The 24122-nt window shown below is 40.0% G+C and carries 17 protein-coding genes and 1 other RNA gene; 14 read left to right on the top strand and 4 right to left on the bottom strand.

Annotated elements, in window-relative coordinates:
- Positions 1-392: 392 nt before the first annotated feature.
- The 13 genes from Q4597_RS17235 to Q4597_RS17295 all read left to right on the top strand — a co-directional run bounded on the left by Q4597_RS17235 (position 393) and on the right by Q4597_RS17295 (position 19706).
- Complete coding sequence (locus tag Q4597_RS17235; protein WP_215441660.1) at positions 393-1277, top strand: AraC family transcriptional regulator; 885 nt, start codon at positions 393-395, stop codon at positions 1275-1277.
- 133 nt (positions 1278-1410) lie between these two features.
- Positions 1411-2712, top strand: coding sequence for a GntP family permease (locus Q4597_RS17240; protein ID WP_215441662.1), 1302 nt, complete (start codon positions 1411-1413; stop codon positions 2710-2712).
- A gap of 149 nt (positions 2713-2861) precedes the next feature.
- Complete coding sequence (locus tag Q4597_RS17245) at positions 2862-3869, top strand: L-rhamnose/proton symporter RhaT (RefSeq protein WP_215914798.1); 1008 nt, start codon at positions 2862-2864, stop codon at positions 3867-3869.
- Positions 3870-3906: 37 nt separating this feature from the next.
- Complete coding sequence (locus Q4597_RS17250; RefSeq protein ID WP_215441666.1) at positions 3907-5073, top strand: mandelate racemase/muconate lactonizing enzyme family protein; 1167 nt, start codon at positions 3907-3909, stop codon at positions 5071-5073.
- On the top strand, positions 5048-6496 hold the full coding sequence (locus Q4597_RS17255) for an aldehyde dehydrogenase family protein (protein ID WP_303407364.1): 1449 nt from the start codon (positions 5048-5050) through the stop codon (positions 6494-6496). The genes Q4597_RS17250 and Q4597_RS17255 overlap by 26 nt, the downstream gene beginning before the upstream one ends.
- Positions 6496-7449: a 2-dehydro-3-deoxygalactonokinase gene (locus tag Q4597_RS17260; protein WP_303407365.1), complete on the top strand. Its 954-nt coding sequence runs from the start codon at positions 6496-6498 to the stop codon at positions 7447-7449. Before Q4597_RS17255 ends, Q4597_RS17260 begins: the two co-directional genes overlap by 1 nt.
- Positions 7439-8086 carry a bifunctional 4-hydroxy-2-oxoglutarate aldolase/2-dehydro-3-deoxy-phosphogluconate aldolase gene (locus tag Q4597_RS17265; RefSeq protein WP_303407366.1) on the top strand — a complete coding sequence of 216 codons (648 nt, stop codon included), beginning with the start codon at positions 7439-7441 and terminating at the stop codon, positions 8084-8086. The genes Q4597_RS17260 and Q4597_RS17265 overlap by 11 nt, the downstream gene beginning before the upstream one ends.
- A 62-nt stretch (positions 8087-8148) precedes the next feature.
- A complete protein-coding gene (locus tag Q4597_RS17270) occupies positions 8149-10224 on the top strand; it encodes a DUF5696 domain-containing protein (protein WP_303407367.1) in 2076 nt (691 codons plus the stop codon).
- A gap of 38 nt (positions 10225-10262) precedes the next feature.
- On the top strand, positions 10263-12038 hold the full coding sequence (locus tag Q4597_RS17275) for an arylsulfatase (RefSeq protein ID WP_303407368.1): 1776 nt from the start codon (positions 10263-10265) through the stop codon (positions 12036-12038).
- A gap of 236 nt (positions 12039-12274) precedes the next feature.
- Positions 12275-14356, top strand: a complete 2082-nt coding sequence (locus Q4597_RS17280; RefSeq protein WP_303407369.1) for a glycoside hydrolase family 127 protein — start codon at positions 12275-12277, stop codon at positions 14354-14356.
- Positions 14357-14397: 41 nt separating this feature from the next.
- Positions 14398-15972, top strand: a complete 1575-nt coding sequence (locus Q4597_RS17285) for an MFS transporter (protein ID WP_303407370.1) — start codon at positions 14398-14400, stop codon at positions 15970-15972.
- 6 nt (positions 15973-15978) lie between these two features.
- Entirely contained in the window at positions 15979-17949 is a 1971-nt protein-coding gene (locus Q4597_RS17290; RefSeq protein WP_303407371.1) for a glycoside hydrolase family 127 protein, read from the top strand.
- A gap of 329 nt (positions 17950-18278) precedes the next feature.
- Complete coding sequence (locus Q4597_RS17295) at positions 18279-19706, top strand: sulfatase-like hydrolase/transferase (protein WP_303407372.1); 1428 nt, start codon at positions 18279-18281, stop codon at positions 19704-19706.
- A 67-nt stretch (positions 19707-19773) separates the two neighbouring features.
- Here the strand turns inward: Q4597_RS17295 and rny are convergent, their stop codons facing one another.
- From rny to Q4597_RS17315, 4 genes are all read right to left on the bottom strand, one after another.
- A complete protein-coding gene (gene rny / locus Q4597_RS17300) occupies positions 19774-21342 on the bottom strand; it encodes a ribonuclease Y (RefSeq protein WP_303407373.1) in 1569 nt (522 codons plus the stop codon).
- Positions 21343-21462: 120 nt separating this feature from the next.
- Positions 21463-21573, bottom strand: a non-coding RNA gene (gene ssrS / locus Q4597_RS17305) — 6S RNA.
- Between the two features lie 55 nt (positions 21574-21628).
- Positions 21629-21925 carry a cell division protein ZapA gene (locus Q4597_RS17310; protein WP_215441688.1) on the bottom strand — a complete coding sequence of 99 codons (297 nt, stop codon included), beginning with the start codon at positions 21923-21925 and terminating at the stop codon, positions 21629-21631.
- Positions 21926-21940: 15 nt separating this feature from the next.
- On the bottom strand, positions 21941-22231 hold the full coding sequence (locus Q4597_RS17315; protein WP_215441690.1) for a hypothetical protein: 291 nt from the start codon (positions 22229-22231) through the stop codon (positions 21941-21943).
- Positions 22232-22424: 193 nt separating this feature from the next.
- On the opposite strand from Q4597_RS17315, the gene Q4597_RS17320 reads away from it, so the two are divergent.
- Positions 22425-24116, top strand: a complete 1692-nt coding sequence (locus tag Q4597_RS17320; protein WP_303407374.1) for a M23 family metallopeptidase — start codon at positions 22425-22427, stop codon at positions 24114-24116.
- The last annotated feature ends 6 nt before the right edge of the window (positions 24117-24122 follow it).

Raw genomic sequence — 24122 nt, forward strand, 5'->3', positions numbered from 1 at the left:
CGGTTATTTTTATGTTTCTAAGTCCCTAAAACTAATGAAGCATTTTTTCTTTACTATCCTGTAGTGTACTGCCCAACAGTACTGAAAAACTTTAAATTAAAGTTAGAAAACTGATAACCAATCAGGTAAACACATTACTCTAGAATTTAGAGTTAGTAGTATTAACACTTCTATGGGTTGCTCCAAAAAGATTTTAAGTTATTCTTTCTAGGAAATAGCATTTTCCCTAAATCTTTACATTGCACTATTCTACCGTTAAAATTAATATTTTATAATATTTGAGGTAATTTTGTATATTTATGAAAATTTATGCTCGCCTAAAAAACGAATTCTTGAAAATTACGCCTCAAAATTCGTTTTATTATGGGTATCCCTGACGAAAGAAATAGACTATGAAGCTGACGTACAAACAAACCGAAAAACGACCCGAAAATTCCTTTTTAGCTCGGCAAGACCGCTTACCATGTATAGAACAGAACTGGCATTTTCATAAGGAACTAGAACTTATATACTTTATAAAAAGTAGCGGCACACGTTATGTAGGTAATTCTATTGGAAGCTTCTCTCCGGGAGAACTGTATCTCATTGGCAGCAATATTCCCCACCTGTTCCGCAACCATAAGGAGTATTATAACGACCAACAGGAAACCGAAGCGGTTAACCTGATCGTAATAAAATTTGAACCTAACTTTTTGGGAAGCGACTTTTTAGACCTTACCGAATCCAAGCGGTTAAAAAATCTTTTTCAACAAGCGGAAAGAGGTATAAAATTTTCCGAATCCGCTACCTATATGGTTCACAACCTTATCCTAGGCTTGGTCGGGGACCAAGGTCTTTCCAGCATTGTGGGGCTTCTAAAAGTTCTTGATACACTATCTATAAGTGAAAATTATGATTTGCTCTGCTCAGAAGTAATAGCCAACACTTACAACAGCAATGAAAAGGACAGAATGCGTAAAATCATAAATTTCTTGACCGAAAATTTTGAAAAGAAAATAGAATTGGAACAAATTGCCTCTATAGCACACATGACGCCAAATGCATTCTGTAGATACTTCAAAAAGAAAACTAGAAAATCGTTTACGCAATACTTGAACGAAATACGTCTTAGAAATGCTTGTAAGTTATTGATTGAGGGAGAAATGCAAATCTCAACCGTTTGTTATCAGTCAGGTTTTAATACGCTCACCAATTTCAATAGACAGTTTAAAGCTTTAATGAACATTACCCCAACCGAGTATATGCAAAAGTATAACGAGAAAAAAGAAGTTGTATAAACTCTTATATGTCTCAAAAAGCACAAGTGGGGTTACAATAGTGCCTATAATGGTTAATGTACGCATTTTCACGATGGTATATTTCTGCTATTTTTGTTTGGATAGCCTGCCTACCTAACTTAAAAATGACCTTGTGACCAGCCTAATATTTTTACTCCTTTGCATTGTTCTGCTCATTGTTGCGGTAACTGTATTTAAAGTACACCCTATTCCCGCCTTACTTATTTCAGGGTTGATTCTAGGGCTAACAACAGGGAGCTCTGTAGAATTAGTAACAGAGAGCTTATTAAGCGGTTTTGGAAATACTCTAAAATGGATAGGACTCATTATTCTGTTTGGCACGTTACTGGGTGAAATTCTAGCGCAAACCGGTGGTGCAGATGTCATAGCCAATACCATTATTAATTTATTCGGTACCAAGTACCTTCCGTTAAGTATGGCCGTAATTGGCTTTTTGATAGGAATTCCGGTTTTTATGGATGTGGCCTATCTGACCTTGCTCCCTACCATATTCGTCCTCTCAAAAAAATCAGGCCATTCAGTACTTACCTTAGGACTTTCATTGGCCATTAGTCTTACCGTAGCCCATGCCTTGATTCCACCTACCCCAGGACCTCTTGCGGTAGCCGCCATTCTTGAAATTAATATTGGGGATATGATTCCCATTAATATTGTGGTAGCTCTAGCTGCGATAGCCGGTGGGTTATTATGGATAAAATTGAACAAGAAAAATCTTGCCCTGAAATTACCGGACACGAATACGGGCGAAGCATCGCAAACCAAAGAACTAACGGGGTTCAAAAAAGTGTTGCCTTTTGCAGCCTTATTAGTGCCATTGTTCCTTATGTCCATAGGCACTATTTTCCCTTCGGAAAACGGATTCATTGCATTTATAAAAAACCCTGTATGGGCACTTCTCATAGGCCTACTTTTTGCATTACCTTTGCTTCCTAAAGAGAATTTTTCTACCCGTTTAAATTCATTTTTTACAACTTCGGGAGAAAAATCAGCTATTGTTATTCTTATCACCGGTACTGGTGGTGCTTTTGGACAGGTAATCAAAGACACAGAAATAGTAGGTTCTATGTTTTCCAATGCGGGAGATATTGCTGCAATGGGCATAGTTATACCTTTTCTATTAAGTTTCCTTTTTACGACTGTTACGGGATCAATTACAGTTTCGCTTATCACTACGGCATCTATTGTTGCACCACTGGTTTCCAACGGCACATTGCACCCTACCTTTACCGCCGCGGCTATTGGAGCCGGTTCTCTTGGTATTATTCACGTAAACAGCAGTTTCTTTTGGCTATTTAAAGAAGTACACGAAGTGTCTGTTTCTCGATTGCTAAAATCATTTAGTCTACTATCCGGTGTAGTCGCATTAAGTGGCGGACTTTTAGTATTGGCATTATATTACTTTACGCAACTTTAATGCAATCACCACTAGGATAAAATAATGTTATACTAGGGTAAAATCCGGGAATCCATCACCTTTATATTGAATTTTCTTTGTGTCTCATGAAGGTTTAGAACACAATCGCCCCTTCTCATATATTCATCTATAAAATAAAAGCAACTCATATGGATACCTATCTACTGGCTATCATTTTAATATTATTTGCAAGCTTTTTTCAAGGAACTTTTGGTCTTGGCATGAAGCATATTGCACCATTAAAATGGGAGGCCTGGTGGTTAGTTCACGCATTTACGGCCATGATTGCATTCCCTATTATCTGGGCTTTGATCGTTATGCCCAACCTATTTGAAATCATTTCCCAAGCAGACAGTCAAACACTGTTCGTAGCTGCATTTTACGGTTTTCTGTGGGGCATTGGGGGTATTCTATTTGGGGTTAGTGTGGAAAAAACCGGTATTTCCATTACCTATGGCATTGTTATGGGTCTTGCGGCATCGGTAGGTTCCATTATTCCTCTTTTTCAGATTGATGGGGCCTTTGACCAACCTTCCTTTCCTATCATAATGTTAGGGGTAGCCTTGTTACTGGTAGGAGTTGCTATTACTGCAGTGGCCGGTGTACAAAGAGATAAATTGCACAATAACTCAACCACAAGTACTAAATCCATAAAAATTGGGGTACTGATTGCCGTTGCATCTGGTGTATTATCCGCTTTTTTAAACGTTGGCTTTTCCAATGCAGCACCAGTTGCAGCTATAGCCGTAAACGATTACGGTGTAGGAACACAAAATGCAAGTTTGGCTTCTTGGGTGGTTGTTTTGCTGGGAGCGTTCGTTATGAACGGAGGGTACGCCATATATCTTTTTATCAAAAATAAATCATGGGGTGCTTATAAAGTCCCCAATAAAGGGAAAGCCTTAAAATGGGCTATTGCAGCCGGTATTTTCTGGTTTGCAGCCTTGGGTGTTTATGGTCAAGGAGCAGCGCTAATGGGAAATCTAGGCCCCGTTGTGGGATGGCCTATACTTTTAGGGCTCGCTTTGATTATTAGTAATATTTGGGGCTTTAGAGAAGGGGAATGGAAGAATGCGAACAAGCCTTTTAAAATTTTACTAACGGGACTTGCCGTTCTTATCATTGCCATTTGTATTTTAGGATACGCCAATTATTAAGCCAACCATTTTTTTTAAAACTATAAGCAATTTTATTATGAAAATCCAAAAGATTGAGCCTTTTGTAATTACATACAAACTAGATACCCCCTTCTATTTTTCGCAATGGCAGTATGATACTAGAAAAATATGTATCGTAAAAATAACTTTGGATGATGGTACTTACGGATGGGGAGAAGGATACGGGCCTGCGGAGGTCATTAAATCCGGAATAGACTTTTTTACACCCTTTCTACTAGGAAAAGGCGCATTGGAACATGAAGTCCTATGGCAAGAAATGTATAGGCGCTCTATGGATTATGCAAGAAGTGGTGCTTTCCAAGCTGCCATTAGTGCTATTGACGTTGCATTATGGGATATAAAGGGAAAGTTGCTCAACCAACCTGTATCGGTTTTATTGGGAGGTATTAAAAACCCTATTATTGAGCCTTATGCCACCGGACTTTACTTTACACGTTGCGAAAACCTTGAAGAACTTTTAGTAGAAGAGGCTCTATTTTACAAAGCCCAAGGGTTTAAAGCTACCAAGATGAAGGTTGGACTGGGTATTCAACAAGACCTAAAATACATTGCGGCCATACGCAAGGCCATAGGGCCAAGTATGCGGCTAATGATAGATTCCAACCACGCATATTCCTATAAAGAAGCCATTGAATTGGCTAGAAAGGCCGAAAAGTATGACATCTCTTGGTTTGAAGAACCGGTATCTCCGGAAGATTATGACGGTTACCGCAGATTAAGAGAAAACACAACTATACCTATTTCAGGGGGTGAATGTGAATATTTGAAATTTGGTTTTAAACGACTTTTTGAAAATGACTGTGTAGATATAGCCCAACCGGATATTTGCGCTACAGGTGGGTTAACCGAAGCCAAGCGAATAACAACGTTAGCACAAGCCTATAATAAAGATGTGGTTCCGCATACTTGGGGAACATGGATCGCTATAAGCGCCGCTATTCATTTAGTAGCCAACCTAGACAAGAATCCAGGTAGAATGTACAATGACCTTCCTACTATGGAATTGGATAGAACGGAAAATGCACTCCGCGACGAGGTTACCCTTCATAACGTAAAACTAGAAAACGGACATTTAGAAGTACCCAGAGCACCAGGTTTGGGCGTAGATGTTGACATGGACAAATTAGAATACTATTTAGATAAAGAAATACATAAAGATGGAGCAGTTAAAATTCGGTCATAAGAAATTATATATTGATGGTGAACTTGTTGAAGCCTCAAACCATAAGACTTTTAAGGTAATCTGTCCTGCGGATGAAAAGCCTACTGCTACTATTGCATGGGCCAGTCTGGAAGACACCAAAAGAGCATTGGAATCTGCACAATCAGGTTTTGAGAGTTGGTCAAAACTCCCCATACAAGAACGCTTAAATTGGATCGATAAGCTTAGGAACAAAATAATTGAAAATAGCGACTTGCTACGCGAAAGCATTATGCATGAAATGGGAAAAACTTGGGAAGGTTCGGAAGAAGACCTTACCAGTATTACCAATTCGTTACAGTACTATTCCCAAGAAATACTGAAGCGTAATGACCTTCCTATTGAAGATAAAGAAGGTACGCACGAACATCATTTTGTATCACAACCTTTGGGAGTTGCAGTTGCCTTTCTTGCCTATAACTTCCCACTTTTGAATTTAGGTTTTAAACTAGGTCCTGCACTAGCTGCTGGTTCAAGTATAATTCTAAAGCCCTCGGAATTTTCTCCTTTATCAGCTTATATTATTGGAGAGCTATGCGCGGAAATTAATTTTCCAAAAGGTGTTATAAACGTTATTTGTGGTGATTTGCAGGATGTTGGTATTCCGCTTTGCGAAAGTAAAATACCTAGATTGATTACCATGATCGGTTCTACGGAAACTGCTCAGAAGCTTATCGCACAAAGTGCAAAAACTTCTATAAAAAGATACAGCATGGAATGTGGCGGAAACGCTCCTTTTATTGTGTGTAAAGATGCTGATCTAGAATTGGCCGTTAATATTGGAACCGCTCTTAAAGTTGGCAACTCCGGCCAAATCTGTGTAGCTCCCAACCGCTTTTTTGTTCATGAATCTCTTATAGAGGAGTTTACCGCTGGTATGGTTGCAAAGTTTAAAACTACTAAACTTGGTTTTGGGCGAGAAAACAAACCGGACATGGGTCCTTTGGCCAATAAACAATCCGTTATAAATGTAAAGGGAATTGTAGAAACAGCCATTGCCCAAGGTGGTAAATTGGTATATGGCGGCAATGCGCTTGAGGGTCCCGGTTATTATTTTGAACCAACGGCAATCACCTTTGATTCTAATGATGTAGAAATCCTTCAACATGAAGTTTTTGGTCCTGTAGCTCTAATTGTTCCATTTAAAACAAAAGAAGAAGTTATTGTACTGGCCAATAATACAGATGCAGGTCTAGCTTCTTATGTGTTTTCCAAGGACAATGAAACCCTTCAATTCTTTGCCAACGCCCTAGAATTTGGAGAAGTACAGCTTAACGGGGTAAAATATGACATATACCTACCGCATGGTGGTGTCAAAAACAGTGGTATTGGAGTGGATTGCTCTACTTTTGCGCTAGATGATTATCTTGCCAAAAAAAGAGTAACCAAAGCTTTACAACACTAATGAAATTACCCGAAAAGTTTATTAGCTGCGATTGGGGAACAACCAATTTTCGGCTGCGTTTAATTGAAACCACAACGCTCAAAATCCTGTCGGAACACACGACGGATATGGGCATAAAAAAATGTTTTAGTGAATTCAAGGAACAGTCCCATTTATCTCAAAATCAGTTCTTTGAAGCATACCTAAAAGAACAGATTAAAAATTTAGATGGTACAATCAGTAATGATTATGTCATAGTAGCTTCCGGAATGCTCTCGTCCTCTATTGGCATGCATGAATTGGAATACGCCAATATGCCCTTAGCTTTTAATGGTAAGGACTTGATTAGCAAATACATTCCTTTTGATGATATGCCGGACCTATTATTAGTTTCTGGAGCTAAAACCAACGCAGATGTTATGCGGGGCGAAGAAGTTCAGGCAATTGGACTGTCTGCAGAGCTCTCTAAGTATGACAAAGGTGTTCTGTTATTGCCGGGCACGCATTGCAAGCATATAGCTTTTGAAGCAAATGTTTTTAAAGATTTTACCACGTTTATGACAGGTGAACTTTTTGACACCATTAGCAAGCACACTATTTTATCTGCTTCTTTAAGTTCAGCCCCTTGGAATGAATCTTTTAAAGATATGTTCTTAAAAGGAGTGGAAAAAGGATTGGCAGATCAGCAAATGCAATCTTTGTTCTCGATTAGGGCAAATACCCTGATCAACCAAGTTTCTGATGAGCAAAATTTTTATTTTTTATCCGGCCTAATGATCGGCGGCGAACTAGCCGGTTTAAAGAATAAAAAAGGAACGATTTTTCTAGCAGCAAGCGGTATCTACAATATATTGTATAAGCTGGCATTGGAATCGTTTTTACCAGCAGAACGGATTGTTTGCTTTGAAGAGCAAACATTGGAACAAGCATTATTAACAGGACAACAACAAATATTACAGACGTATGCAGAATAAAATATTTTCATGGGATAAATACAATCAAAACCCTATAGTAGGTATCCTTAGAGGTCTTAACACAGAAGAAGTACTTAAACTTATTCCCTCTTATATAAAAAGTGGTTTCTACACTATTGAAATTACCATGAACTCTCCTGAAGTTGCCCGGACCATTGCAACTTTGGCAAAAGAATATCCAGAACTTAATGTAGGTGCCGGTACGGTATGTACCATGCAAGATTTGACCAAAGCTTTGGAGGCAGGTTCTCAATTTATTGTAACTCCTATCATTGATGAAGAGGTAATAAAGCATTGTGTAGCCAATAAAATTCCAATTTTCCCAGGTGCATATACCCCAAGTGAAATTTACAAAGCATGGTCATTAGGTGCATCTGCGGTAAAAGTTTTTCCGGCAACGCAACTGGGCATTCAATACATTAAAGATGTTTTGGCCCCATTAAACGAGATAAAATTGTTGCCCACTGGAGGCGTTTCCTTAGATAACATTAAATCGTTTTTTCAAGCAGGAGCCGTTGGCGCCGGTATGGCAAGTTCTCTTTTTGACAAAAAAATGCTTCGCGAAGGAAATTACGAAGGTCTTGAAGAGCATTTCGCTAAGATGAAAAATGAAATCAAAGAATTTGTAAAACAATAATTTTTAAGCAAGTGGTAACAAGCTACCCATGCACATATTCGACTAAATCAATTCTTCTAAAAATGAAAAACAATAAAAAAAGAATACAACAAACTATTCTACTTTTAGCAATTACCTGTTTACCTGTATTTAGCGCTTTTGCAATGAATACACAGGGTTCAGACCCCATTGTTTTGGAAAATGAAAAGTTGAACGTTACGGTAGACTCAAAGACCGGCTGTTTTTCGGTTACCGAAAAGACTTCGGGCCACATTTGGAAATCGGACCCGTGGGAAAATGCTGCGGGTCTGTTAACCTTAACTGACTCTAAAGGAAAAAAACATACGATCAACATTTCCAAGAGCAAGAAAATTGAAGTTTCAAAAGCTTCCGATAATACCGTATCGCTTAAATTCATAGACCCTATTCTTGAAGATGGCTCCACGGCAACCGGGGTATCTATCGCCACAGAAATAAGGTTGGATGCAAAAACAGCCCAACTAGATGTAGAGGTTCTAGAGCATAATTCCGGTAATTTTAAACTATTGGACTTGCGTTACCCTGCACGGGCTTTTAGCTTAAAAACAGACGAGGATAAGGGCGCAGCTGTAATCCCACAAAAGCAGGGAGTTATCTGTCCCTCATATATTTTTCCCATGAACGGAGGGCGGTTTTGCAAATGGGACGATGCCACTTACAACAATAAATCACAAGGTTTTTTAGAGTTGTTCAACAACGGCACCGGACTTACCATGCCTTGGTGGGGTACGTATAATGAAAAATCTGCCGTAATGGGTATTGTAGATGAATCTGCCAGACCCCTCATGCAATACAATATCAATAATAACGGACAATACCTTTTTAAAGGAGAAATGTCTACATACCAACGTATTGTTTTTCTTGACCCTATCTGGAAATTGAACGAGGAAAAAGGTAAGATGCGCATGAGCTACCATTTTATTCCCGGTGGCGATTACGTAGATATGGCCAAAGAATATCAGAAGGAGGCCAAGGCCCGTGGGCACTTTGTTTCCTTAAAAGATAAATTAAAAAGAAATCCCAATGTAGATAAGCTACCGGGAGCAATATATTTTGGAATTTACGGAGGTTACCCACATTATGTAAACATGCCAGGTATGGCCTTTACTTTTGATGAGTTAAAAAATACGATCCAGACTATTCATGATGATTTAAAAGTAAATGAAGCTTTTGTGCATGCTTGGGGAACCTTTTCTAACTTTGTTCCGCACAACCACCCAATAAGCGAAGCTCTGGGCGGACCCAAAAAATTAAAGGCCGCAGTAGATTTAGCCAAATCTTATGGATACTTGTACTCATCATACCACGCCTACTCACCAATGCTGGAGAACGACCCTAACTTTACAACGGACCTTATGCAACGTGATGCCGAAGGAAAATTGATGAATACCGGAAGTCGTTGGGCACGTGTAGACCCAAAATTTCAAAAAGGACTGGCGCAAGAAAATATTGAAAACGAAATCTCATATTTAGGCCTAGAGGCCGATATTACGGATATTACTTTTGCCGCTTATCGCGAAAACGGTAAGGAAGGCCGTATTGAGCTGGCCAAATACATTGACAGCTTTAATCTAGTAAACGGAACCGAGCATGGTCAAGAACAGTGGATTCCTTACTTTGATATGTTTGAAGGAATGACCTATCTTGAAAACCGCCCACTTTCGGTCATCTCCCACCCTGCTCCGCTTTTCAATTTGGTATATCATGAAGCTATAGCCAATTTTGGAAAAATTCAAGACCCGGACAATGAGGTTACCGCTAATGGCGATTTTAGAATCAAAGCCTTAAGAAGTATGCTATTTGGCCGAGGCACCACCATATTCTTTGCACCTTACGAATTTGAAGGCATGCGCCCAATGATAGAAATGGCCAGAGATTTGGTAAGCCCTGTTCATAAGGAAACGTTCTATTCAGAATTAAAAAGCCACGAATACCTAAGTGCCGATTATAAAGTACAGAGAAGTCGCTTTTCCAGTGGTACCGAAGTAGTTGCCAACTTAGGCCCCGTAGCCCAAAAGATAGAAGATGGTACTTCCGTTCCTGGATACGGCTATAGAATAAAGATGAAAGATGGCAGTGTTAAGACCGGTCATTTTCAGGTGAGCCTGCATATGGACTAAAAAGTGTTTTTAAGAACGGAAATAAAATGGTAACAGATATGAAAAATGGTACAATAACATTAAAACAGACCAAATTGAACACCGTTTTATTCCCGTTTTTGTTGGTTACACTACTTTTTAGCAACACTTTTTTACGGGCTCAAAATCGTCCAAACGTTCTCATTATGCTTACCGATGACCAAGGTTATGGCGATCTTGGCGCTCATGGTAACCCTTATTTAAAAACACCAAACATTGAGAAAATAGGTGAACAAGGTCTTGAAATGACCCATTTCTTCTCCTATCCAAATTGTTCCGCCACTAGAGCTGCAATTTTAACGGGCCGCTATCCTTACCGGACTGGGGTTACAGGAGTTACGCAAGTGGATCACTTTATGAATACCTCCGAGGAAACACTAGCCGAGATTTTAGTTGAAAATGGTTATCGCACGGGTATTTTCGGAAAATGGCATTTGGGAGACAATGCTCCCATGCGTCCTACTGACCAAGGATTTCAAGAAGCTTTGGTTCATAAAGGCGGCGGAATAGGTCAAGCTGCAGGGCCTGCCGGCAACACCTATTTTGACCCCATTCTTGAGCATAACAATCAGCCTAAAAAGTATAAAGGGTATTGCGATGATATTTTTACCGATGCCGCTCTGGATTTTATGAGCGCGAAAAGTGATAAGCCATTTTTTACGTATCTAGCTACCAATCTCCCTCATTTTCCGCTAGAAGTACCGGATGAAAAAGCGGAACCTTATAGAAAATTGGGGCTTCATGAAGACAATGCCAAAACTTACGGCATGATAGATAATATTGACGCCAACGTAGGCAGGGTCCTAAAACAATTAAAACAGTTGGGCATTGAAGATAATACAATAGTTATTTTCCTCTCGGATAACGGGCCAAGGAACAGACGCACCAAAAACGACGTTTACCCAGGAAGATGGGTTTCAAATTTACGAGGAACCAAAACAAGTGTATACGAATGTGGCACACGTGTACCTTTCTTTGTTAGGTGGCCAAAAAACATCAAAAAGGCACAACAGAACAGCACAATGGGTGCGGTAATAGATGTATTGCCCACAATCCTGGACGTTTGTAATATTGACGCTCCACAAGGTATTAAATTAGACGGCACATCATTACTTCCGCTATGGAAAGGTGAGAAAACCAACTTTGGGGACAGGGAATTCATCACCCAAATGCATTACGGGCCAACCGTGTTCAAGTACATGCATTTTGCCGTTCGTACCCAAAAATATAAACTGGTAAGTCCACATGATGACCCACACCACATCCTGTATCAACCTAAAGACGAAGAATTAAAAGAAGTTCTGGCAAACCTAGAATTATACGATGTAGAAAATGACCCAAGTGAGCGTATCAATCTAGCCAATAACCACCCAGATATTGTAGAAAAACTTCTAGCCCGTTATGAAAATTGGTTTGACGAGGTTACTGAAGAAAGAGACTCCAAAGGCATTCAACGTATTTATCTTGGCAGCTCAATGCAGCGCTCAACCAACTTATCCCAGTTTGATTGGGGCGGCCCTAGGGTAATCTCAAAAAATGACCTTGGCCACTGGCGCGTAAAAACAGAAGCCGGCACATACAACGTAAGCTTAGACCTTCCAAAACTTGATAAAGATGGAATTGCACACTTAAAATACAAAGACGTTCATATAGAGCTTCCTGTGAGCAAGAACCAAGCAAAGGTCTCTTTCTCAAATGTTACACTTCCTGAGGGAACAGGAAACTTTCATGCCTTTATCAAAACCGCCAGACTTGCTAAAGGCCCATTATTCGTGGATGTTGAGCGGGTTGACTAGCCTTTAAAGAACTTCGCTGCTGCTTCATACACAATATTATATTATACTCAAGTACCATATTTTAATCAGTTTATTAACAAATAAGGTTAAAATAGTGCTGCAAGCGGATAAAATCTACAAATCTACTTCTAGCCTATTAGCTTTTATTTGTATGCTACGCTGCGCTACAGTTTTGTCCATATAGTTACGGATCACTATAAAAATAACGAGCAGCGTTCCATTTAAACCATCTGAATATGAAAAAAATAACCCTCTCCATTTGCGTCTTTTTGTCCCTGCTTTCTTGCAAGCAAAACGGGCCGGACAAAAACCTTGACACAGAAACCATAGCAACTAGAGACTATGCTGCCAACCTTGATACAGGAAAAGGTATTATAAATAATACCAACAGTCCGCACGTTCAATTAAAAAGTATTGATATAGGCGACTGTAGGTGGACCGAAGGTTTTTGGGCCGATAAATGGAAAGTGGCCGAAGAAACCATGATTCCTCACATGGGTGAAATCCTTAAAGGCGATATTGGTCACGGTTATAATAACTTTAAAATAGCAGCGGGACTCAAAGAAGGCGAACATAAGGGTTTCTGGTGGCACGATGGCGATTTTTACAAATGGATGGAAGCCAAAATGTACATCTACGGTGTAAATAAAGACGAAAAAATTGTTGAAGAATTAGATGAAATTATAGATGTCATTGCGCAAGCACAACAAGCAGATGGTTACCTCTCTACCCCAGCAATTATTAGGGATGACATAGACCCCTTCACCAACAGAAGATATCACGAACTATACAATAGCGGGCATTTGCTTACTAGTGCCTGTATTCATTACCGCTTAACGGGTAAGACCAACTTTCTGGATATTGCGGTAAAGCATGCCGATTATCTGTATAAATTATTTTCTCCAAAACCGGACCACTTAAAACGCTTTGGCTTTAACCAGACACAGATAATGGGCTTGGTAGAATTGTACCGTACTACCAAAGACAAACGCTACTTAGAGCTGGCCGAGCAATTCATAAATATGCGAGGTACTTATAAAATTGAAGATGATGAGACCACAAAAGGGTATCCCATTGGCGATATGGTACAAGAACGTGTTCCCCTCCGTAAGGAAACCGAGGCCGTAGGTCATGCCGTACTCGCGCTTTATTTCTATGCCGGTGCTGCCGATGTATATGCCGAAACAGGGGAAAAAGCATTAATAGATGCATTGGAGCGGTTGTGGGACAATGTTACCAACAAAAAAATGTACATCACGGGAGCCATTGGCCAAACGCATTATGGGCGTTCTTCCCGTCTAGATAAAATTGAAGAAGGTTTTATTGATGAGTATATGATGCCTAACATGACTGCCTATAACGAAACTTGTGCCAACATTTGTAACTCTATGTTCAATTACCGTATGCTTACCCTTACCGGTGATGCTAAGCACGGCGATATTATGGAACTTGTGTTGCATAATAGCGGACTATCAGGCATTAGTTTGGACGGAAAGAATTATTACTACTCCAATCCTCTGCGGAAAATTGAAGGTGCGCTAGACTATGAAAAAATGAACGTTGAGTTTCCCGAAAGACAACCTTATCTTAAATGTTTTTGTTGTCCTCCAAACTTAGTACGTACCATTGCAAAATCTCCGGGATGGGCCTATAGCAAATCCCAAAACGGAATTGCGGTTAACTTATACGGAGGAAACGAATTGAACACGACCCTATTGGACGGTTCAACAATAAAACTTACGCAAAAGACAGATTACCCTTGGGACGGTGCCGTAAAGATTACAGTTGATGAATGTAAAGCCGATGCTTTTGATGTCCTCCTTCGTATACCTAGCTGGGCAAAAGGAACCCAAATTAAGGTAAATGGAACAAAAGTAGCCGATGCCGCTCCGGGTACATTCGCCAAAATTGAAAGAAAATGGACTGCTGGTGACGAAATTACCATTGATATGCCCATGGAGACCAAGTTCATAGAAGGTCACCCTCGCATTGAAGAAGTTCGAAACCAAGTAGCTCTAAAAAGAGGCCCGGTTGTGTACTGTATAGAATCAGCAGATTTACCCGAAAAAACAGATATCACCAATGTTTATCTTTCGTCCGATAAAAAACTGAATCCTACTTCCAGACCGGATTTCTTGGGAGGTGTTACCACTTTGGAAGGTGAAATTTTAATTAGAAAAGACAAACCTGGTGAAATGTACCAAGAAGTAAGCTCTCCTAAATTTCAATCTTTTAAAACCAATTTTATACCTTACTATGCTTGGAGCAATAGAGGTCAAGGAGAGATGACGGTTTTCCTTCCTGTAATCTGGAATTAGCATCTATAATGGCTCATAACATCTTAACTTAAACTTTTCTTATGGGTTCTTATAAAAAGAATGCTTTTACGTACGCAACTATAGTAGCTATGGGCGGTTTTGTCTTTGGGTTGGACGCCGCTTTAATATCCGGAACTATAAAATTTATTACACAGGAATTCTCGCTTACCGATTTAGAATTGGGATCGGTAGTGGGAGCCCCCGCAATGGGAGTGCTCTTGGCACTCGTTTTTGTGGGTTATGCCTGTAACAAATATGGCCGGAGAACCACTTTAATGATTGCCGCTGCCCTCTACCTTGGTTCGGCAGTAGCTTCTGCATTGGCACCCACATACGCATCACTATTAGTAGCCCGTTTTATGGGCGGTTTGGCTTTTAGTTCTATTTCTTTGGCATCTATGTACATTGGTGAAATAGCCCCTCCAAAATGGCGTGGAAAATTGGTATCTATGACGCAAATAAATATTGTTGTAGGTCTTTCCGCTGCTTACTTTATCAATTACCTCATCTTGGGTTGGGCAAACTCGGAAGCTCCATGGGTACAAGAATGGGGATTGGATACAAATACATGGCGTTGGATGCTGGGCACAGAGGTTATTTTTGCCCTGTTATGGTTCATACTTTTGTTTTTTGTTCCTAAAAGTCCAGCTTGGTTATTGTACAAAGGACGTGACCCGGAAGCCATAAGAACACTACAAAAAGTAACCCCGGAAAATGAAATTCAAGCCAAAATAACACAAATGCACTCCAGTCTTGAGAGTAGTAACCAAGACCGCTCCGTAGGCACTCAGATTAAAGAAATTTTTGGCAAACCAATGCGGGTTACCATGATTATTGCAATGACCATTGCCATTGCCCAGCAAGCCACCGGAATAAATGCCATTCTTTTTTATGCCCCTACCGTATTTGAACAATTGGGAATAGGAACGGATGCAGCTTTTGCCCAAGCCATCTATATTGGACTTACCAGTATCGTATTTACAGTTTTAGGGCTACTCTTGGTAGATAGAATAGGCCGTAGACCAATGATTATTTGGGGCATGCTTTGGATCGTGTTAAGTCTTGGGGTTTGTTTCTACGGATTCAAAACCGCCAACTACACCATTACGGAAAGTGCTATTTCAGATATGTCTTCTATACCTAATGCAGATAGGTTAAACCCTTTAATAGACATACCTTATGATAGTGATATAAGCTTTAAAGCGGCACTCATAGAAACATTGGGAGAAACAGATGCCAGAGACTACTCGGGCCTATTGTTGCAAAAAGCGGCAGATATAAATGCCCTTCTTATTTTATTGGGTATTCTAAGTTTTATAGGAGCCTTCCATTTTTCCGTAGGTCCGGTGATGTGGGTGTTATTTTCTGAAATTTTCCCTATTTCTTTGAGAGGTATAGCCATCCCATTTTTCACCTTAATCACCAGTTTTGTAAGTTATTTGGTGCAGAAATTTTTCCCATGGCAATTAGCTACCATGGGCATAAGCTCTACCCTATTATTCTATGCCATTGTGGTAAGCATTGGCTTGGTCATTCTTTATATCTATTTAAAGGAGACCAAAAACATGACTATAGAAGAAGTACAATTGGCACTGGCCACCAGACGAAAAAAATAAACAGAAATGAAACAAGCCACACCCTCAAATATAAATAGCCCGTATACCCAACTAAAAAGTCTGAATATTGGAGATTGCCAATGGACAGATGGTTTTTGGGCCGATAAATTTAAGCTTTGTGCCAATGCCATGGTACCTTATATGGGCGATGTATTATGTGGAGATGTAGGCCATGCGCTCAACAATTTTAAAATAGCCGCTGGCGAAAAACAAGGGGACCACCAAGGCATGTTTTGGCATGACGGGGATTTCTACAAATTCATGGAGGCCAAGACCTATGTATACGCCCAAACCCAAAATAATGAACTTTTAAAGGAGTTGGATGAATACATAGAAATCATTTCCAAGGCACAAGAAACAGATGGGTACCTACAGACCCAAATTCAATTGAGAGAAGGCGTAGACCGCTACGAAAACCGCAAGTACCATGAAATGTACAATACCGGTCATTTGCTCATTAGCGCCTGCATTCACTACAGGGTTACCGGTCAACGTAATTTTTTGGATATCGCTATAAAACATGCAGATTTACTGTACACCATTTTTATGCCGGACACCAAACATTATGGTCGTTTTGGCTTCAACCAGACGCAGATAATGGGCTTGGTAGAACTGTATCGTACAGTAGGTGATAAAAAGTATTTGGCTCTTGCCGAAAAATTTATTGATAACCGTGGGAAATATGAAGTAAAACATCACCCAACTACTGAGGGCTATCCTATTGGCGATATGGTACAGGAACGTACACCTTTACGGGAATCTAATGAAGCCGTGGGCCACGCTGTGCTTGCCCTATATTACTATGCAGGAGCTGCAGATGTTTATGCCGAGACAGGAGAAAAAGCCCTTATTGATGCCTTAGATCGCCTTTGGGAAAACGTTACGACCAAAAAAATGTATGTAACGGGTGCCGTGGGTCAAGCTCATTATGGCGCTTCGGTAAATCGTGATATGATAGAAGAGGGTTTCATAGATGCATACATGATGCCCAATATGACCGCCTATAATGAAACCTGTGCCAATTTATGTAACGCCATGTTCAGTTACCGCATGCTAAATTTAAAAGGCGAAGCAAAATATGCAGATATTGTTGAGCTGGTCCTTTACAATAGTGCCCTATCCGGAATTAGCGTAACAGGAAAGGAATATTTTTATGCAAATCCCTTACGGATGCTAAACAACACTAGAGATTACCATGCGCATGAAAACGTAACGGAAACCCCTAACCGAGAACCCTATCTAAGCTGTTTCTGCTGCCCGCCAAACCTGGTACGTACCATTGCCACGGTTTCGGAATGGGCCTATAGTCTTTCTGAAAACGGGGTAACCGTAAATCTTTATGGTGCCAATAATTTAGTATCGCAGCTACAGGATGGTTCTCCCATTAAAATTTCGCAAGAAACGGCATATCCTTGGCAAGGAACGGTAAAATTGAATGTCGAAGAATGTAAAGCAGATGCTTTTACCATTGGTCTACGAATTCCAAAATGGGCCAAAAACACAACACTCACACTCAACGGAGAAAAACTAACAAACTCATTAACTCCCGGAAGCTTCGCCCAAATTGAACGCAATTGGAAAAACGGGGACGTACTTGTTCTTGATATGCCAATGGAAGTTGAATTTGTAGAAGGTCATCCAAGAATTGAAGAAGTACGCAACCAAATAGCCATAAAACGTGGTCCAATAGTATACTGCATTGAATCGCCAGATTTACCTGAGAATACAGACATTCTGGATATTTACTTTAACGGAAATAAAAAGCTGGAACCTACTTATCAACCCGATTTTTTAGGTGGAATTACCACTCTTGAAGGAGAAGTCTTAATCCGAAAAGATAAAGGCGAAGGTATCTATAGAACCGTTCAAAAGCCCGAATGGACACCTTACAAAACCCAACTTGTACCCTATTTTGCGTGGAGTAATCGCGGGCAGGCCGAAATGACCGTATTCATGCCTGTGGTATGGGAAGATTAATTAGACAATTCAAAAAAACACATAAAAACAGACTAGACCAGACCAAATAGATAAAATAATGCTAATGGCAGTTAACCCGTGTAAATAGAAACATTTGTTTTAGTGCTTTATTTGTAATTCATGGAACCCTATAAAAATTCTGTTAAAAGAATGAACTTTTCTCCCAGAACTCCATGGCCTATATCATATCTCTTTAGCAATTCAGAAAAAGGCAAGTCGACACTCAATAGATTAAAAAATATCATTTTACAAAAACATAGATTAAATTTATAGCTATGATAACTCACTTAAATCATTTCAAACTATTTCTATTCGCTACAATCCTGTCTATGACGACCATCGGATTAGCCCAAGAAACTCGCCCCAACATCCTTGTTGTTCTCTGTGATGACCTTGGCTATGCCGATGTTGGCTTTAACGGTTCTACCGATATTGTAACACCAGAAATGGACAAATTGGCCAAGGCAGGAGTAATTTTTTCATCGGCCTATGTGGCACACCCGTTTTGTGGTCCTAGCCGTTCCGCATTACTAACAGGTCGTTACCCACATCTTACCGGTACACCATATAACCTGTTCCATAATAGTAGTGACAAAGACGAAGACAATATGGGGGTTCCGTTAGAGGAAACCTATATGTCCAAAGTGCTTCAACAGGCAGGTTATTATACCAGTGCCATAGGTAAATGGCATTTAGGTTCCGCTCCAAAATTTCACCCTAACAAAAGAGGTTTTGATAATTTCTATGGCTTTTTAGGTGGAGGGCATGACTACTTTCCCAAAACATACATGAAAACCTATACAGAACAGGTAAAAGCCGGTAACAAGAATATTCGTGATTATGTTTTCCCCATGGAACACAACGGAAAACCAGCAAACGAAACCGAGTATATTACCGACGGTTTTTCTAGGGAAGCAAATAACAGTATCAAAACAGCAGCAAAGAAAAAACAGCCATTTTTCATTTATCTTGCCTACAACGCCCCACATGTTCCGTTACAGGCCAAGACCGAGGATATGGCAAAGTTTGCCCATATAGAGGATAAGGACAGACAAACCTACGCCGCAATGGTCTATGCAGTGGACAGAGGCATTGGTTCCATTGTCAAAACCCTAAAAGAAACGAATCAACTGGACAATACCCTTATCGTATTTTTAAGTGATAACGGAGGTAATTTTGATTATGGTGCCAACAACTACCCGCTTAAAGGAACAAAAGGAGATACTTGGGAAGGCGGATATCGTGTACCCATGTTTTTCCATTGGCCAAAAAAACTGGCAGAAAACCAAACATTTGACCATCCTGTTTCTGCATTGGACTTCTACCCTACTTTTGCTCACTTGGCCAATGCAAAAATTCCACAGGATAAAAAATTAGACGGGAAAAACATTATAGACCATGTCATAAACAAAACGGAGCCATACAAAGATGAGATGATTTACTCGTTACGCTATCGTGAAGGTTATAACGATGTAGGTGCGCGCCAAGGAGATTGGAAGATTACGAGAATGGGCAACGAACCATGGAGACTCCATAATATTACCGAAGACATAGGCGAAGAAAAGAACCTATCCGGTAGATATCCTGAACGCTTAAAGGAAATGATAGCCAAGACTAAAGCATGGACAGATACGTTTGTAAAACCATTGTGGGTGTATTCCAAAAAAGACCTAGAACTATGGGAAAGTGGCCGTATGCCTCAATACGATGAAACGTTTGAAGTAGATAAGCTGGTAGAGTCTCCATACGAGAAATAAGACTTATCATTTAGAAAAACAAAAAGAGCCGCATAATGCGGCTCTTTTTTTATATACTCATCAGTGGTTATTTTGCTACGTTCACGGAACGTGTTTCCCTGATTACAGTTACTTTCACTTGTCCTGGATACGTCATATCCGTTTGAATTTTCTGTGAAATCTCAAAAGACAGCTGTGCCGCCTTTTCATCGTTCACTTTTTCACTTTCAACAATAACCCTAAGTTCTCTACCCGCTTGAATGGCGTACGCTTTTTGAACACCTCCAAAACCAAAAGCAATCTCTTCTAGGTCTTTTAAACGCTGTATGTACGAATCCAATACTTGTCTACGTGCTCCTGGTCTTGCGCCGCTAATAGCATCACAAACCTGAACTATTGGCGATATAAGCGTCTTCATCTCAATTTCATCATGGTGAGCCCCAATAGCGTTACAAACATCTGGTTTTTCACCATATTTCTCCGCCCATTGCATACCCAAAATAGCATGTGGGGTTTCTACCTCCGCCTCGGTATTAGGAACTTTACCTATATCATGTAAAAGTCCGGCACGTTTTGCCAATTTTGGATTTAGTCCTAGTTCGGCGGCCATCACGCCACATAACTTGGCAACCTCTCTGGAGTGCTGCAACAGGTTCTGTCCATAAGAAGAACGGTACTTCATTCTACCAACTGCACGAACCAATTCCGGGTGCAATCCATGAATACCCAAATCTATTACGGTACGTTTACCTACCTCAACAATTTCTTGCTCTATCTGCTTCTCCGTTTTCTTAACGATTTCCTCAATACGTGCAGGGTGAATTCTACCATCCGTTACCAACTTGTGCAAAGACAACCTAGCTACCTCACGACGCACCGAATCAAAGCAAGAAAGAATAATTGCTTCCGGAGTATCATCAACAATTATTTCTACTCCCGTAGCAGATTCCAAAGCACGTATGTTTCTACCTTCCCTACCAATAATCCTACCTTTAACATCATCGGATTCCAAGTTAAAAACAGATACACAGTTCTCTACTGCCTCTTCCGTTCCTATACGTTGTATGGTGTTGATAACAATTTTCTTCGCCTCCTGTTGGGCCGTAAGTTTTGCCTCTTCTACAGTGGTTTGAATGTAGGCCATGGCATCTGTTTTTGCCGTTTCCTTTAAGGACTCCATCAACTGCCCTTTTGCATCATCTGCGGAAAGTCCGGAAATAACTTCCAATTGCTGCACTTGGTTCTTATGAAGCTTTTCAAGTTCGCTCTGCTTCTTTTCAAGGAATTCTTCTTTATGGGCTACCTCCTTTAACTTAGCATCTAGCTGACTGTTAAGTTTTTTGCTTTTCGCCAATTCGTTACTTACCTGAGACTCCTTATCACGGGTACGCTTTTCAGCCTCACCAATTTTCTTATCCTTGCTAATGATTACTTTTTCATGCTCGGCCTTTAACTCTAAAAACCTTTCTTTAGCCTGAAAAATTTTGTCTTTCTTAATGTTTTCACCTTCCGTCTTAGCGGCATTAATTATGGTCTTTGCCTCGTTTTTGGCATTGGAAAGGGTTTTAGAGGCTTTACCCTTTTCCAAAAATTTTGCGATGGCAAATCCAATCGCAAGGCCGACAATCGCGGCTATTATAAGTGTTGCACTATCCATATAACTATAAATTTAGGTTTGAACGTGCTTGAGAGACCAGAACCGTACATAAAAAAGTTGTACCGCCGCAGTTACTCAAACAAATCCATAAAAAAAGCCCACATCAGAGAAGTTTTGTACAAACTCCAATAAACAGGTTTAGGGCTACAAGACTGATCAAGGATCCCTATACGAGTAGGGCCTGCTTTTACAATCTAAACTCACCCTTTTTAAACAAAATTAATGTTGAGTTTGTCAAAAGGTATTACCAATGTGGGCAGTAACTTATGTATTTTAAAGAACGTATTTATTTTAATCCAAGCTTTGAGGTCACCAGTTCATCTAGCGCTTTTAGACGCTCGGTTGCGTTAAGGGTTCCCTCGGACTGATCAATACCGCGTTGCTCTATTTTAGAGGCAAATTGTAAGGCACACATAGCCAAAACATCTTGCTTGTCCCGTACCGCGTAACTCTGTTCAAACTTTTTTGCCAACTGCTCAATGTTCTTCGCCGCCTTTCGCAAGCCTTCTTCTTGGCTTGGATCAATGGTCAAAGGATACACCCTATCTGCTATGGAAAGCTTAATTTTTAGCTTTTCTGACATGTTATTGTTTGAACATTATTCCGAAAGTTGCGCTATGCAATAGTCCAACTCCCTGATCAATGTATTTATTTTAAGCTTAGCTTCTGTTTTATTCGTATTACTGCCAAGCATTGAGTTTGCAAGCTTCAACGAGTTGTATTTCTCTTCCCACATAGAAACGGAATCCAACACCTTGTCTTTGTCTTCTTTTAGAGCGTTAAGCTCCTCTTGCAATTTAGTGTTGGATTGGTGAAGCACCTCCAACTTATGCAAAAGCTTGCTTATTTTATTTTCTAAAGAGTCTACGACTTTGACTAATTCACTCATAAATCAAACGCAATGCATTTTACACAAAGTTAACATACCTGCCCCTACTTAGCAATACTTTTTTGAATTATTCTTCAAGTAATACTTTAACCCTTTAAATAACGTTGGTTACATAAGATATATCATTTTTGATGCTCTATATTTTCAAGAATTGAAACCGTTTGGCTAATTTCGTATCTCTGTCCAAAGAATTATGAGAAAACTTTTTATAGGCCTTTTTGCATTTATCAGCGCTGTTGGCATCTCCCAAGAAAAATACCCACAAGATGCCTTTAGATCACCTGTTGATATCCCTTTGATTCTAGCGGGAACATTTGGTGAATTACGCTCCAACCATTTTCATTCGGGTATAGATATTAAAACCGAGCAACGTGAAGGTTTACCCATTTACGCCATTGCCGACGGAAGCGTAACCCGCATTAAAGTCTCTCATTGGGGTTATGGAAAAGTGCTCTACATAGCACATCCCAACGGTTATACATCCGTTTACGGACACCTTCAAAAATTTTCTCCCAAAATCCAAGAATTCATAAAGAAGCTGCAGTACAAGAAAAAATCATACGAAGTGGAAGATTTTCCCGGGTACTCCGAGATAAAGGTTGAAAAGGGAGAAGTTATCGCCTACGGCGGAAATACCGGAGGATCATCCGGCCCCCACCTTCATTTTGAAATTAGAAGCAGTATTTCCGAAAAGCCCACCAACCCTTTGCTTTACGGCTTTGATGTTCGGGATGCTACCAATCCAATTTTACAGAGGTTATATGGCTTCCCATTATCCGATGATGCTCAAATCAATCAAAATAAAAACACAACACCCCTTAATTTCAAAAGGCAAAAAGACGGTACTTTCCTGGCAGACCCTATTTATGCCGTTGGCACCATAGGGCTTGGATTTGTAGGTTACGACCGTCAAGACCTTGCGGCCAACCACAACGGCGTATATTCCGTTCAGCAAGTGGTAAACGGAAAAGTCTACACAGATTACGACCTGGAGTCCTTCTCTTTTGGCGAAACCAGATACATCAATACTCTTATTGATTATTATCACTACAGTAAATACCGCCAACGTATTCAACTATTGTACAAGGCCCCCGGAAACAAACTTAGCATTTACAACACATTAGAAAATGATGGTAAAATTGATGTTCGTGAAGGACTAAGCTACAAAGTAGAGCTGTTGATAAAAGATTTTGAAGGCAACTTAACAAAGGCTATAATACCTGTTGAAGGCAAAAAAGAACCTGTAAAAGTTGATAAAAAAGAAGAGAAGACAGAAAATTATGTCATTGCTAAAAAGCCTAATAACTATGATTTAGGTGCGGCCAAAGTATATTTCCCGGCAAACACATTTTACGACAATTTCTACATTGATTTAAAGAAAGACGATGACACGGTTAAGATACACAACGCCAGTGTTCCTGCACACCGTAACTTTACCATTACTTTTGATGTTTCTAAATATCCTGAAGCAGAGCGAAAGCAAATGTTCATTGCAAGACTTGACAGTAAATTGAGACCGTCTCACGCTTCTACCTATAAACGAGGGAATACTTTTACAACGCGCACTAGGAACTTGGGCACCTACACTTTGGCAAAAGATACCGTAGCCCCAAAAATTAGGCCCAAGAATTTTAAGGAAAAACAATGGCTGAACAATTACCACTATCTTAGTGTTCGTATTACCGATGACCTTAGTGGTATAGACACCTATTCCGCTACCATTAACGGAGAATGGATCCTAATGGAGTATGAGCCTAAAACGGCTACGCTTACCTATAATTTTGATGATGTTATCTTAGACAAGAAAGAATGCAAACTTGAAGTTACGGTAACGGACAATGTTGGTAATACTAACACCATGACCAGTACTTTTTACAGAAAATAACACCTT

Origin of the sequence: Zobellia sp. 1_MG-2023, from assembly GCF_030549125.1 — a bacterium.
In the GTDB taxonomy this organism is placed as follows: Bacteria; Bacteroidota; Bacteroidia; order Flavobacteriales; family Flavobacteriaceae; genus Zobellia; species Zobellia russellii.